Annotated in this window: 12 protein-coding genes; 3 read left to right on the top strand and 9 right to left on the bottom strand. The window is 38.0% G+C overall.

Annotated features, from left to right (window positions below; all coding sequences use genetic code 11):
• The first annotated feature begins 60 nt into the window (after positions 1–60).
• Entirely contained in the window at positions 61–3,477 is a 3,417-nt protein-coding gene (locus tag P6922_RS04920) for a PD-(D/E)XK nuclease family protein (RefSeq protein ID WP_276874831.1), read from the top strand.
• On the top strand, positions 3,474–7,331 hold the full coding sequence (addA, locus tag P6922_RS04915) for a helicase-exonuclease AddAB subunit AddA (RefSeq protein ID WP_276874830.1): 3,858 nt from the start codon (positions 3,474–3,476) through the stop codon (positions 7,329–7,331). The genes P6922_RS04920 and addA overlap by 4 nt, the downstream gene beginning before the upstream one ends.
• A 302-nt stretch (positions 7,332–7,633) precedes the next feature.
• On the opposite strand, the gene P6922_RS04910 is transcribed toward addA, so the two are convergent.
• Positions 7,634–8,545 carry an RluA family pseudouridine synthase gene (locus P6922_RS04910; RefSeq protein WP_276874828.1) on the bottom strand — a complete coding sequence of 304 codons (912 nt, stop codon included), beginning with the start codon at positions 8,543–8,545 and terminating at the stop codon, positions 7,634–7,636.
• A 79-nt stretch (positions 8,546–8,624) separates the two neighbouring features.
• On the opposite strand from P6922_RS04910, the gene P6922_RS04905 reads away from it, so the two are divergent.
• Positions 8,625–8,858: a hypothetical protein gene (locus tag P6922_RS04905; RefSeq protein ID WP_276874826.1), complete on the top strand. Its 234-nt coding sequence runs from the start codon at positions 8,625–8,627 to the stop codon at positions 8,856–8,858.
• Here the strand turns inward: P6922_RS04905 and folE are convergent, their stop codons facing one another.
• From folE to trmD, 8 genes are all read right to left on the bottom strand, one after another.
• The gene (gene folE / locus P6922_RS04900) at positions 8,859–9,425 is read right to left on the bottom strand and encodes a GTP cyclohydrolase I FolE (protein ID WP_007553762.1); all 567 of its coding nucleotides are present in this window, start codon (positions 9,423–9,425) and stop codon (positions 8,859–8,861) included.
• Positions 9,422–10,102: a putative 7-carboxy-7-deazaguanine synthase QueE gene (gene queE, locus P6922_RS04895; RefSeq protein ID WP_007555800.1), complete on the bottom strand. Its 681-nt coding sequence runs from the start codon at positions 10,100–10,102 to the stop codon at positions 9,422–9,424. The genes folE and queE overlap by 4 nt, the downstream gene beginning before the upstream one ends.
• Positions 10,092–10,421 carry a 6-carboxytetrahydropterin synthase QueD gene (gene queD, locus P6922_RS04890; protein WP_007553769.1) on the bottom strand — a complete coding sequence of 110 codons (330 nt, stop codon included), beginning with the start codon at positions 10,419–10,421 and terminating at the stop codon, positions 10,092–10,094. The genes queE and queD overlap by 11 nt, the downstream gene beginning before the upstream one ends.
• Positions 10,422–10,423: 2 nt before the next feature.
• Positions 10,424–11,116, bottom strand: a complete 693-nt coding sequence (gene queC / locus P6922_RS04885) for a 7-cyano-7-deazaguanine synthase QueC (protein ID WP_007553724.1) — start codon at positions 11,114–11,116, stop codon at positions 10,424–10,426.
• Between the two features lie 74 nt (positions 11,117–11,190).
• The gene (locus P6922_RS04880) at positions 11,191–11,493 is read right to left on the bottom strand and encodes a hypothetical protein (protein ID WP_007553561.1); all 303 of its coding nucleotides are present in this window, start codon (positions 11,491–11,493) and stop codon (positions 11,191–11,193) included.
• Between the two features lie 208 nt (positions 11,494–11,701).
• Positions 11,702–12,424 carry a YebC/PmpR family DNA-binding transcriptional regulator gene (locus tag P6922_RS04875; protein WP_276874824.1) on the bottom strand — a complete coding sequence of 241 codons (723 nt, stop codon included), beginning with the start codon at positions 12,422–12,424 and terminating at the stop codon, positions 11,702–11,704.
• 18 nt (positions 12,425–12,442) lie between these two features.
• The gene (locus P6922_RS04870) at positions 12,443–13,027 is read right to left on the bottom strand and encodes an RNA methyltransferase (RefSeq protein WP_276874822.1); all 585 of its coding nucleotides are present in this window, start codon (positions 13,025–13,027) and stop codon (positions 12,443–12,445) included.
• Complete coding sequence (gene trmD / locus P6922_RS04865) at positions 13,027–13,770, bottom strand: tRNA (guanosine(37)-N1)-methyltransferase TrmD (RefSeq protein ID WP_276874819.1); 744 nt, start codon at positions 13,768–13,770, stop codon at positions 13,027–13,029. Before trmD ends, P6922_RS04870 begins: the two co-directional genes overlap by 1 nt.

The following is a 13,770-nucleotide window of genomic DNA, read 5'->3' as shown; positions in this document are numbered from 1 at the left end:
ACTTTTTTGTATCTCATTTATAATATAAATTAATGAAATATTTTTTATAGAGGAGATTTTATGTCACTAAAATTCATTTTCGGACTTTCAGGCTCGGGCAAAACCGCACGCTGCTGCAAAGAAATATTCGAATACACACAAAACAAAGATTCAAGTGCGTACTTTATCGTACCCGATCAAAGCACATACACAACCGAATACATTCTTGCACAAACATTTCCCGAAGGCGGATTTACAAATGTAACGGTTACAGGATTTTCACGACTTGCGTACGAAATTTTTCGTGAAGTAAAAACACGTAAACACGATGCAATTTCAAAATTGGGACAAGACCTCGTTTTAAGTCTTATATTGAGTGAAGAGAAAAATAATCTTTCCGTACTTTCTCAAATGTCATCTCAACCTAAATTTATAAAATCTTTAAAAGATATTTTTCATCAATTCAACAGTTCCCTCATAACTGAAGAAATGCTCGAAAATGCGGCAAAAAAAGAAAAAGACTCTCACTTGGGAAAAAAACTCGACGATTTGCACCTTCTTTTCAAAAAATATCATGAATATCTCACAAACCGTTTTTCTTACAACGGTGAAATTTTTGATTTGCTTGCAACTGAAATATCTAAATCGGACTCTATAAAAAAATCTGCAATATGGATAGACGGATACCACGGATTTACACTTCAAGAAATGAAAATAATTTCGGCACTTGTAAAAAACGCAAAAAAAGTGACAATTACACTCCCCTTTGAATCTACCGAGCAGGCAATACAAAATCCTCTTTTCATGAAACCTTCGGAAACATGGAGAATACTTTCAGAAAATGAAAAAACATCGGATGCGACAATACTTACAACGCTGCATAGATTTCAATCAAGCCGCATACGCTCGCTGGTAAAACACGGATTTGAAACGACACCTTACGAATGTCGTGAAAAAGAAGAAACCGACGGCGGAATATATCCGTCATCGGCAGCGGACAGATCTGTCGAGGTAGATTTTATCGCAAGAAAAATACTCACACTCGTACGTGATAAAAAATTACGCTACAGAGATATAACAGTACTTTTGAGAAACCCCGAATTGTATACGGACTTAATCGAAAGAATATTCAAAAAATATGAATTACCCGTTTTCATAAACAAAAAAGACACAATGAACAATCATCCGCTTATAGTGTCGGTAACGGGACTTTTGGAATTTCTCACCGCACAGGCAAGCAGAAAAAATTCCGGATACTCAAGACATATTTTATTTCCGATACTCAAAACCGGACTTTTGAAAAATTTCCCGCCGGAAAAAGTAAACAAACTTGAAAATTACATAATCAAAAACGGAATAAGATTTTTCCAATGGGATAAAGAATGGAATTATCGAACGGTAAAAGACATAGACAATCCGGAAAACGAACTTTCCGAGAATGAAAAATCCGAAAACGAAGAGGCAAACAGCTGCAGAAAAAAACTTCTCGAAACGCTCGGAAATCTTGAAAAAGAATGGAACACCAACACCTCGGTAAAGGAACGTTGCCGCATACTTTACGAATGGCTCGTTTCTCAAAATATACCTCAAATACTTGCAGAACGTGACAAAATCGAATTTGAAAAAACACAAAAAAAGCCGCACATTCAGGCGTGGAAAAAATTCATCTCACTTTTGGACGAACTTGTAAATATCGCAGGAGAAGACACACTTCCCGAAGAATATTTCATGAACGTTTTGAAAAGCGGACTTTTCAACTTGTCATTTGCAACCATACCCGACACATTGGACCACATTACCGCAACTTCCATAAGCAGAGGCTACCACATGGAAAGCACAGCAGTATTTATCCCCGGAATGGCAAACGGAGAATTTCCGAAAGACATTGAAAATACAAACTTCATAACGGAAGCAGAAAGAAAACATCTTGCAAAGGAAAACACACTTACACTCGGAAACGACTTTGTATTTAACATATACGAGGAACAATTTTACACATACCTTGCATTGACACGTGCAAAAAAATACATGTACATCTCGTATCCGAAAACGGACTCGGAAAACAAACCTTTGGAGCCGTCATTCATTTATAAAAAAATAATTTCTCTGAATTACGCACACAAAGAGGAAATTGCCGACAGACCCACCTACGACACAAAAGATATGACATTCTTCTCAAATCCCAAGCAGGCGATAACACTTCTGCCGGAAATTTTAAGACAGGGACTTCCGGAAAAAAACAGCTTCTGGACATATCTCAAAAATTGGGCGACACAATCGCATAACGAATACGCCGAACTTTTTTACGATCAACAAAAAAGTTTTAAATACAACTCGACTGCAAGCACGCTGTCGCAAGACATAGTGAATAAACTTTTCAAACCGTACGGAAAATTTTACGGTTCAATTTCACAATTGGAAGAGTATCGTTCATGCCCGTATAAATATTTCCTCAACAGAGGACTGAAACTGAGCGACCGTCAAGACGGACGGATACAAAACATCGACTTCGGAAACTACCTTCACTCGGGACTTAAACGTTTCGGAAATCTTTTATCGTCAATGAACAAAACATGGAAGGACCTGAGTGATGATGAAATAGACGCTTTCTCAAATCAAATTTCTTCAATAATTACACCGCTTGTTGCACACGGAACACTCACCTCGGACGCAACAAACGCATACACACATCGACTTTTGAATATGACATTCAAAAAATCAATAAAACAATTCAAAAACTGGAGCGAAAACAGCGATTTCAAAACAACGGACTTGGAACGTGAATTCAAAATAAATATAAAAGCCGATGACAAAGATACGTTTACGCTGCGTGGAAAAATAGACAGAATAGACTCATATACAACGGAAACATCACAATGCGCACTTGCGGTATGCGACTATAAAACGGGTATACAGTCAATAGACTTGCAAAGCATAATCTCAGGAATAAAACTTCAACTTGTTACATACATGCTGGCAATGATAAAAGAAAATCCCGAAAAAAATATTATTCCGACAGCACTCATGTACATCTATCTGTCAAACGATGCGGAAAGCTTCAAAAGCGCTCCGCCTGACGGAATACCCGCAAAAGAAGAAACATCGGCATGCGACGGATTTTACCTTTCGGATGCAAATCTGCTCACAAAGCTGGATAAATGCATCGAAGATAAAGATTCGAAAACAAAAAAACATATAAACGTAACACTGAACAAAACCGGAACACTGAGAGCAAATCAAAACACACTGACACCTCAGGAAATGGAAAACCTTACAAAAGCCGTAGAGCAAAAACTCATAGACCTTTACAAACAAATTTCACAAGGAAATATAAGTATCTCACCGATACTCTACGACAAATACACAGCATGCAACTATTGCCCGTACAAAAGCATATGTCGATTCGACATCGCACTCAAAAACAAGTACAACTTTGTAAACAAACTGAAAAACAACGAAGTAAAAGAAATATTAAACGAGAAAGGAAATGACAAATGAGCGACAAAAAATGGACCTCGTCACAAAGCGAAGCACTGAAATCGAGAAACTGCAACCTTCTTCTTTCTGCAGCTGCCGGAAGCGGAAAAACAGCCGTACTCGTAGAACGCATCATACGAAGAATAACCGACCTTGACGATCCGACAGACGTAACCGACCTTCTCGTACTCACATTCACAAAAGCCGCCGCATCGGAAATGAAATCCCGTGTAACAATCGCACTCAACAACGCACTGTCAAAAGCCGCAAAAGAACATAACGAAAAACTGGTAATGCACCTTCATAAACAAATAGCACTCATGTCGGGAGCGCAATTTTCCACACTCGACTCATTCTTTCTCGGTATAGTACGACAATACTTCTACCTCATAAACATTCCGCCGGACATATCAATAATCAACAACCAAAAAGAACTCTACCTCATGCAGCAGGAAATACTCTCGGAAATACTCGAAAAATACTATTCATCAAACGACAAAGACTTTCTGAACTGTGCAGACATGTTCGCCGGAAAATTCAGAGACACAAAACTGAAAGAAATAATATTGAAACTCTACACATTCTCATGCTCGATGCCGTTTCCCGAAGAATGGTTGAATTCACTTTCAACTCCATACAAACTTGAAAATGCAACAAACATAGACGACCTTCCGTACACAAAAATAATATTGACCCACCTTCACAACCTTGCAAAAGAATGGGAAGACAACTACCGTATAATGTTCAACCTCATAGAAAAAGAAAAAGCGCTTATGAATTACACCGAAACACTCAGTGAAGAACTGGCGGCGATAAGCATACTTTGCAATGCAAAAACATGGAAAGAATGGCACGAAACTATAAATAAGATAACATTCAGAAGCTTAAAACCCGTAAAGAAAACTCAAGCGGAAAACCCCGAAGCACTTGAAATATACAAAACAACAATACTGAGTGCACGCCAAAACATAAAAAAGAAATTAACGGAAATATCCGCCATGTACTTTGCGATAGACGAAGCACGCTGGATAGAAGAAATGAAAAAAACCTGTCCTACAATAGAAATACTCTCAAAAATCACAACGGAATTTTACAATGAATACCTGAAAAGAAAACAAAAAGAAAGTACAATGGAATTTTCCGACACCACGCACTATGCACTCAACATACTCATAAAAAAACACAAACTTGAAAACGGAAAACAAGAAATCGAACTCTCCGAAGCCGCAAAAGAACTTCAAAAAAAATACAAAGAAATAATGATAGACGAATACCAAGACACAAACTCCATACAAGAACTGATAACAACACTCATATCAAACGGCCGCAACCTCTTCATGGTAGGAGACCTCAAGCAAAGCATTTACCGTTTCAGAATGGCGGATCACACAATATTTCTCGACAAATACTCCACATTCACAAAAGATGAAAACGCAAAAAATCGCCTGATTGTACTGAACAAAAACTTCAGAAGCGATCATGCGCTCCTGTCGTCAATCAACTACATATTCAGACAAATAATGAACCCTGAAATATTGGAGCTGAGCTACAACGATGATGAAGCGCTGCATGCCGGAAGACTGCAAGAAACGCCGCCGGATACATACATAGGAAACAAAGAACACGGATCCGTTTCGATAAACATAATAAACAACAAAGAACTCGAAGAAAAAATCAGCGACGGGGACAAATCTCAAATCGAAAACGGAGAAACCGAAATAAGATACATCGCAGAAGAAATAAAAAATATAATAAACAACGAACTCACAGTAACAAACCCGGACGGTACGTATCGCAAAGCGGAATACAAAGACATCGCAATACTTGCACGCTCACTTTCAAAAAAAGCATCACTCTTTTTGAAAATATTCAACGAATACAACATACCGGCAGCAACACAAAACGATGACAACTTCTTGGATTCGACAGAAACGAAAATACTTCGTGCATTACTCGAAATCATCGACAACCCCTACAGAGATTTGCCGTTGGTTGCAGTGCTGCGTTCATACTTTGCGAACATGGACGAAACGGAATTTGCAAAAATAGCAATCGCAAAAAACGAACTGAAAACACAAACATGGTGGGAAACATTACCGCTTACCGAAAAATACGTAAGCGAGAAAACATTTGAAAAAATAAAAAAATTCATCGAAAAATACAATAACTGGAAAGACTACTCACTAAACAACAGCATATCCGAACTCCTTCAACACATACTTGAAGAAACGGGATACATGACATACATAAGCGGACTTGCAGAAGGAACATTCAGAAAATCTCACATAGAAAACTTCTACAAACTTGCACTCGACTTTGACGAAAAAGAAAAAAACGGACTATACAGATTTCTCTACATGCTCGAAAAACTCACCGAAGAAGGCCGTACACCGGAAGGAAAATCAATAAAACCGGAAACAAATGCAGTACAAATCATGACAATACACAAAAGCAAAGGCCTCGAATACCCCATAGTATTTCTTGTAAACTGCAACAAAACATTCAACGAAACGGACTACAAAACATCATACATCACACACAAAACGATGGGACTGGGACTTCACTACTACAGCAAAGAACACATCGCACACTGGCCCACGCTGTATTGGTACGCAATAAAAGAAGACTCAATACGCTCCAACAAAGCCGAAGAAGCAAGACTCCTATACGTTGCAATGACACGAGCAAAAGACAAACTCTACATAACCGGAACAACAAAAGACTTTCTCAAAGATCTTGAAAAATGGACAATATCACTAAACGAAAACTCAAGCAACACATCCCCCGCACTGCTTGAATCACACATAATAAGCACCGCCAAAAACTACCTCGATTGGATAATGCCGGCAGTCATGGGACACAAAACACTATACCAAGCATGGAACATGGTAAACACTCAACCCAAAATACAAAAAGATGCACCGACCGACCAATCAAACTACACACTGAAAAGCATATCGGCAATAAACTACCTTCCGCCCGAAATCAAAAGAAAATACGCACAAACAAACGAACAACAAAACACAAAAGAAAATACGGAAGAAAATGCACTCGAATTCTTCAAACCGGAAAACGACACAACCGTCCCCGACCGGCTCAACAGACAACTCACATGGACATACCCATACCCGCAAGCAACAAAAACACCCGTAAAACTTACAGCCACACAAGCGGTCGCAATGAAAAACCTGGAAGAAAACCGGTGGACGGAAGAAAATGACAACGACACCGTACTGGTAACGGAAATTGACGAAACGAAAGAAAACGAAACCACAAACGAAAACGAAATCCCGCCGGAATTTAGAGCGGAACCGGAATTCATGCAAGAAAGCAAACCGATTACAGGAACAAGCTACGGTACACTCATGCACAAAACAATGGAACTCTTACCATTTGAAAAACTTGAAAACGAAACTGAAATAAAAGACGAAATAACAAAACTGAAAAACAACAACTCAATAACGGACGAAGAATACGAAATACTCACACAAAAAGGAAAACATTCACCCGTAACAAAAATAATGACATTCATAAAAAGTCCGCTCGGAAATGAACTAAAAAACGCAAGCGAAATAAAAAAAGAAATGCCGTTCTCAATACTTCTACCGGCAGACGACTTCTACAAAAACTGTGAAAAAGGCGAAAAAATATTCATGCAAGGTATCATAGACTGCATGTTTGAAACGGACGGAAAAATAACAATCATAGACTACAAAACCGACAAAACGAAAAACGAAGAAAAACTAATAAATCACTACAAAACCCAACTTCAAATCTACGCAAACGCAGCAAGCAAAATTCTGAAAAAAGAAATAAAAAACATCTACATATGGTCCTTCTCAATGGGTAAAGCAATAAAAATACCGATGAAGTAATAAAAATCCGACATAAAAAAATGTCGGATTTTTTATTCCATATAAAGATATGTTTTTAAATTTAAGAAACGAAAAAACGATACGTGCAAAAGCACATACCGTTCTTCGTATTTAATGAGTAAAACAAAATGAATAAAAAAATTTTTACTCAAAAAATAAATAAAATATTAAACTTTAAAGGATGTTTCAATTATATAGCAATAAAAACGATATTTCAATAACCAGTTTTTAATTTTTCATCGGCTTGAATGAATTTTCAAAATATTTTTGCAAGCAAAAAGCATGATTTCCGTGTTGGAATTTCATGCTTTGTTTTTGAAGTATTTTTTTATGAAGGGTATTTTTTTCGCTTTGATTTCTTTTCCTTCCAAGTAATCGAGTATGTGACCTTTTCCGTCAAAGTTTATTTTTATTTTGTATGCACACAGGAGTTGTTTTCGTTCTTTGTATGTTTTGTTTATTGTTTTGTTTCCATATTTGTCATCGCCCAAAATCGGGTAGCCTATGTATGAGAGTTGGCTTCTGATTTGGTGTGTTCGTCCTGTGATGAGTTCACATTCTACAAGCGAGAGTCCGTTTTCGGTTTTCAGACATTTGTAGTTCATTGTTGCGGTTTTGGATCCTTTGCAGGGTTTTTCGTAGATGTATACTTTGTTGTTTTTTGCGTCTTTGAATAGTTGGTGTTCAAGTTTTCCGCTTTTCTTTTTCATTGTTCCCGTTGTTACGCACAGGTAGTATTTTTTTATGTTTCTTTCTTTTATAGCTCTGTCGAGTATTACTCGTGCGTGCATGTTTTTTGCAAATATTACAAGTCCTATTGTGTTGAGGTCTATTCTGTGTACGGGGTATGCTTCCGGTTCGTTTTTTTCTTTGAGGTATTCGTTTATTTCGTCATGCAGCGTTTTTTCTTCTTTATTTGTCGTGTCGTTGCACAGTATTCCTGCTTCTTTTTCCGCTATGATTATGTTTTCGTCTTCATAGTTTATACTGAAGTGTATTTTTTCTTTTTCGTTTTTGTTTTTGTTTTCGATGTATGAGGTTACAATGTCTCCGGTTTTGAGTTTGTAGTTTCCGCTTTCTTTTTTACCGTTGACTTTTATTTTGTTTTTTTTGAGTGATTTTATGAAGATGAAGTGAGGTATTTTTTCTTTTTCTTTTATGTAGTTGTCGAGTCTTTTTCCGTTTTTGTCGGGTGTTATTTTGTATTCTCTCATATTTTCCTTTTTTGTTTTTATAGTTATATTTTTTGTGTTGTGTTACAATATACCCATATTTTAATAAGGAGTTTTTTACATGATTAATGAAAAGGTTATTATTTTTACATCGCCTGACGGCAATGTCGATATAAAGATAGACAGCAGCAATCGTATGAAAACTATTACGTCTTTGTCCGCTGCCATGTGCGGTGCTTTCAATCTTGCGGGTGAGCATGAGAAGGAAGTTTTGAGTACTATTTCCAAGATTGCATTGCAACAGTTACATGATTACGGTGATGACGGTCTTTTGTCCGAGTCGGATTTTCAGTAATCAGTTTTTTACCATTTTCAGAAATTCGGCTCTTGTTTCATAGTTTTCTTTAAATATCCCGGATGACGCTATCGTTTCGGTAACGGCTCCGGGTTTTTGTATGCCTCTTGCGGTCATACAGGAGTGTTCTCCCGATATGTGTACGATTACGTCTTCGGATTTTGTTATTTTTTTCATTATTTCTCTTATGTCGGTGCCTATTCGTTCTTGTATTTGAAAGCGTTTTCCTACGGCATCGGCTATTCTTGCCATTTTGGAGAGTCCTATTACTCTTCCTTTCGGTTTGTATCCGATTGATACTTTCATGTTGTACATTATCGCTATGTGGTGTTCACAGTGCGAGAATATCGGTATTTGTTTTACTATTACTATGTCGTTTTCTGTCGTTTCGAATGTTTTGTCGAATTTTTTTGCTATTTCATCGTTTGTTATTCCTACATACGCAAATTGTTCTTGTATCATTTCGGCAAAACGTTTCGGCGTTTCGAAGAGTCCTTCACGTTTCGGGTCGTCTCCTATAGCTTCTATCAAAAGTTTTGCGGCTTGTTCAAGTTTTTCTTTGTTCATACTCCTCTTGCCTCCGGATTCCATATAATTTTGTGCAGTTGCACTTGTACGCATACGTTTGTCATTTTGTGATCTTTTACGTAGTTTACGAGTTCGACGGGTTTTATTTTTCCCCATACGGGGCTTACGTAAAATCTGGGTTGTTCTGCGTTATTGTACTTTATTTTTATTATTTTTCTCATATCTCCCAGGTCCGTCAAATCTCCTACAACAAATTTAAGTACGTCGTCTTTGTTCAATTTTTCAAAGTTTTCTTCTATCATGTGTTGTTTCATTCCGCTGCCGGTACATTTGAAGTCCATCGTATAGAAGAGGTTGGGCGGTCTTTTGTCGAATAACGGTATCGAGCCGCTTGTTTCTATATTTATTTCATAGCCTTCTTTTCCGAGTGTTTCGCATATGTTTTGAAGGGGGTGAAGCATCGGTTCTCCGCCCGTAAATGTAATTTTTTTCCACGGATATGAGTGTATTTTTTCAATCAGTTCTTTTTCACTTAAAATTTCTTTTGTGTCTTTCAGTGTAAGTGCATAAGATGTGTCGCAGTATGTGCAGCGAAGGTTGCATGATGCAAGTCTTACAAATATTGCCATGTATCCTGTGCGTTTTCCTTCTCCTTCTATGCTGTCGAATATTTCTACGATATGAAAACCGCCTTTTATCGTTCCGTTATTTTTCATATGTTGCAATATTTCCTTCAGTTTCCTGTACTGATACTTTTATGCAGTTGGGAATTTGGTCGCAAAGCCATTTTGCTATGTTTTCCGCAGTCGGGTTCATGGATCCGATTACTTCATTTACTACATTGTGATCGAGTCGGTTTACAACTTTTTTTATGTCGGTAAAATCCACTACCATTCCATGTTCGTTCAATGTTTCGCTTTGTACGGTTATTGTCACTATCCAATTGTGTCCATGAAGTTTTTTACATTTGCTTTCGTAGTCAAGTTTCAGAAAGTGTGCTCCGCTTATTTCCATTCTTTTTGTTACAGTATACATTTTTATGCCTCCAATGCCGGATCTTTTACTCCGTTTTCTTCAAATGCTTTTTGTCTGTCTATACATGTTCCGCATGTTCCACAGGGTTTTTCTCCGCCTTCGTAGCAGCTCCATGTGAGTTCGTACGGTGTTTTGAGTTTCAGTCCGGTTGCTACTACTCCTGCTTTGTTTGTATTTGCAAAAGGAAATACGAGTTTCACTTTTTCATATGTTCCTATCATAATTGCATCGTTCATCGATTTCAGAAATTCTTCGCTGCAGTCCGCATATGCGTTTCCTGCCGCATCATCTGCGTGTGCGCCTATGTAAATTCCCGTTTCTTCATTTTCAAATATACTTGCCGCAAGACTTGCAGCTACCGACAACATGAGTCCGTTTCGAAACGGTACGTATGTTGCGACTTTCCCGCTGTTTTCTCTTACTTGTTCTTCGTAGCTTGCGTGTTCTATTTCTTTTGTTGATTTTGCAAGCAGCGGACAATTTGAGTATTGCAGAACTTGCGCCAAGTTGAATTCATAGTGTTTAAGATTGTAAAATTGTGCAACTTTTCTTGCACATTCCAATTCTTTTTCGTGTTTTTGTCCATAAAAAATAGAGGCTGTAGCGACATTTTCTCTGCCGAGTTTGTCTACGGCGACAGATATACATGTCGTTGAGTCTACTCCTCCGCTTGACAGTATAATTGCTCTTTTCATTTTTTACCTCCGGTTTTTTTAGGTTGGTTTTCAGAAACAACCATATTAGTGCATTATAACATATGCTTTTTCATTTACCAATCTATAAGTTGTAATGCTTTTTCAAGTTGGTAGAATGTTTTTCCGTCCCACAGAGTATCTTGGGTGAGTTTGTCCAGACAGATGTTTTCATCTTCATCTTCAACGTAGTATACGCATTCTATAAATTCTTCAAACGGTTCTTTTGTGCGTCTGTATTTTTCGATGCTTATCGAGTAAGTATTTCTTGCCGGATGATAAATAACTCCCGAAAAGCGGTATATGCAACTTTTGTATCTTACGCTTGCTTCGCCGTCAAGCATCGAGTCTATAAATTCATCTGCATTTATACCTTGCATTCGTTTTCTCCTTTGTTTTCCCTTTGTTTTTCTTTTTATATTATATCCTTTATTTTTAATTTTTTAAATATATCTTCTCTTTTATTCAAGTTATATTTTCATTCGAGTTTTTATTTTTCAATTTTATAAAGTTACATATTTTGCTGCATTTCATAAAAAAAAGTATTCATTTTATCGTAAAAAACAAATGAATACTTTTTGTTTGTTGTTACTGCATATCCGCATTGTGATATACTTCTTGAACGTCGTCGATTTCTTCCAATGCTTCTATCATTTTCTGCATTGATTCGGCTTTTTCTCCGTCCAAGCTTACCGTGTTGTCGGGAATCATGGATACTTCAGAAGATTCGACTTCGATGCCTTCTTTTTCAAGTGCTTCCGATACCGCTATGAATGCGTCCGGTTCGGTTATGATTTCGTATACTTCTTCGTGTGCCTGTACGTCTTCGGCGCCGGAGTCGAGTGCAAGAAGCATCAGTGTGTCTTCGTCTGCTACCTCTTTATCTACTATAATGATTCCTTTTTTCTTGAACATCCAACCTACACAGCCCGGTGTTCCTATACTTCCGCCATGATGTGTGAACGCATAACGCACATCCGCAGCTGTACGGTTTTTGTTGTCGGTGCTGCATTCAACTATTATTGCAACTCCGCCCGGTCCGTATCCTTCGTAGGACATTTCTTCAAATCCTTCGCCGGATGTGGCTCCTACACCTTTTGCTATGGCACGTTGAATATTTTCTTTCGGCACGTTGTTTTGTTTTGCTTTGGTCAATGCCAATTTCAAACGCATATTTCCGACCGGATCACCACCGCCCATACGTGCCGCAAGGGTAATTTCTTTTGAAATTTTTGTAGTAATTCTAGCTCTTAAAGCATCTGCCTTGCCTTTTTTATGCTTTATGTTGGCCCATTTTGAATGTCCGGACATATTGTTCCTCCTTTTGAATCACAAGGATTCTTTCGTATTCCACCACGTTTCGCCGAGCAGGCGATCAAGTATAATGGCAACGGCGCTTCTTACACATAAATGATTATAACTTCCCGCACCGTAAATAGGTTCGATTATATAATCAAATTTTTTCATCATTTCTTTTGTCATTCCGTATCCGGTTCCGAAGAGTATCAGAAACGGTGTTTCGTCTTCGTGAATTTTTTTACGCATTTCACAATAGGTGACGGTATTCGGATATACACGTGCATCCGTTGTGACTATTACCGGTTCTTTGCCGCAATCTTTTTTTATAAAGTTTATCGCTTCTTCCAAATTGCATACAAGTTCCGTATCTTCAAAAGCTTCTTTACGATTGGGGTTGTAATATACTCCGCTTCCGGTTTTCCAATGGTTCATTATTCTGCTTGCCACTACACGTTGGCTTTCCAACGGATGAATGATGAAATAAGTTTTCACGTTGTACGTTTTTGCAGTTCGTGCAATGTCGTGCAGATCATAATTTGTGAGTGCGGTTGTAATTACTTCCATGTGCTTATTGTAAATCGGATAATGTATGAGTCCGATGTATACAGGTGCCATTATGTTTTTCCTTCTTTCCGCAATTCTTCAAGCATTTCTTCGTCTTTTTCGGTTTTTTTCAACTTTTCAAGTAAATCCGGTCTTTTGAGAAGTGTACGCTTAAGTGCTTCTTTTCTTCTCCATTGTGCGATGTTTGCATGATGTCCGGAAAGCAGCACTTCCGGTACTTTCCATCCTCGAAATTCGGCAGGTTTCGTGTATTGAGGACATTCGAGTATTGGTTCGTAGAATGAATCGTATATGGCGCTTCCTTCACTTCCCAATACTCCCGGAATCATTCTTGCTACCGCATCCGATATAACCATCGCTCCGAGTTCTCCGCCGGTGATTACATAGTCGCCGATGGATATTTCTTCGTCCGCCAAGTGTTCTTCAACTCTATAGTCCACGCCTTCATAGTGACCGCAAACAAGTACGAGGTGATCGTATTTTTTATAGAGTTCTTTTGCTTTGTCTTGTGTGAACGGAGTTCCCGCCGGAGACAGAAATATAATTCTGTCCTTTTCACTTTTTTCCGGCAATGCCGATTCTACCGCTTCGAATATCGGTTGGCATTGCATGAGCATACCGTCACCGCCTCCGTAGACAGTATCATCTACATGACGGTGTTTGTTGTGCGAAAAATCTCTCGGATTTACTACGTTCATTTCCAAAAGTCCGTTTTCAATTGCACGTTTCATTATGCTTTGATTGAAAAATGCTTCCACGAATTCAGGAAATAAGGAAATAACTGTAATTTTCAT

This window comes from Dialister micraerophilus (assembly GCF_947090205.1).
GTDB classification, from domain to species: domain Bacteria; phylum Bacillota; class Negativicutes; order Veillonellales; family Dialisteraceae; genus Dialister; species Dialister micraerophilus.
The sequence above is the reverse complement of the archived record's forward strand: the minus strand, read 5'-3'. Positions and strand labels throughout refer to the sequence as shown.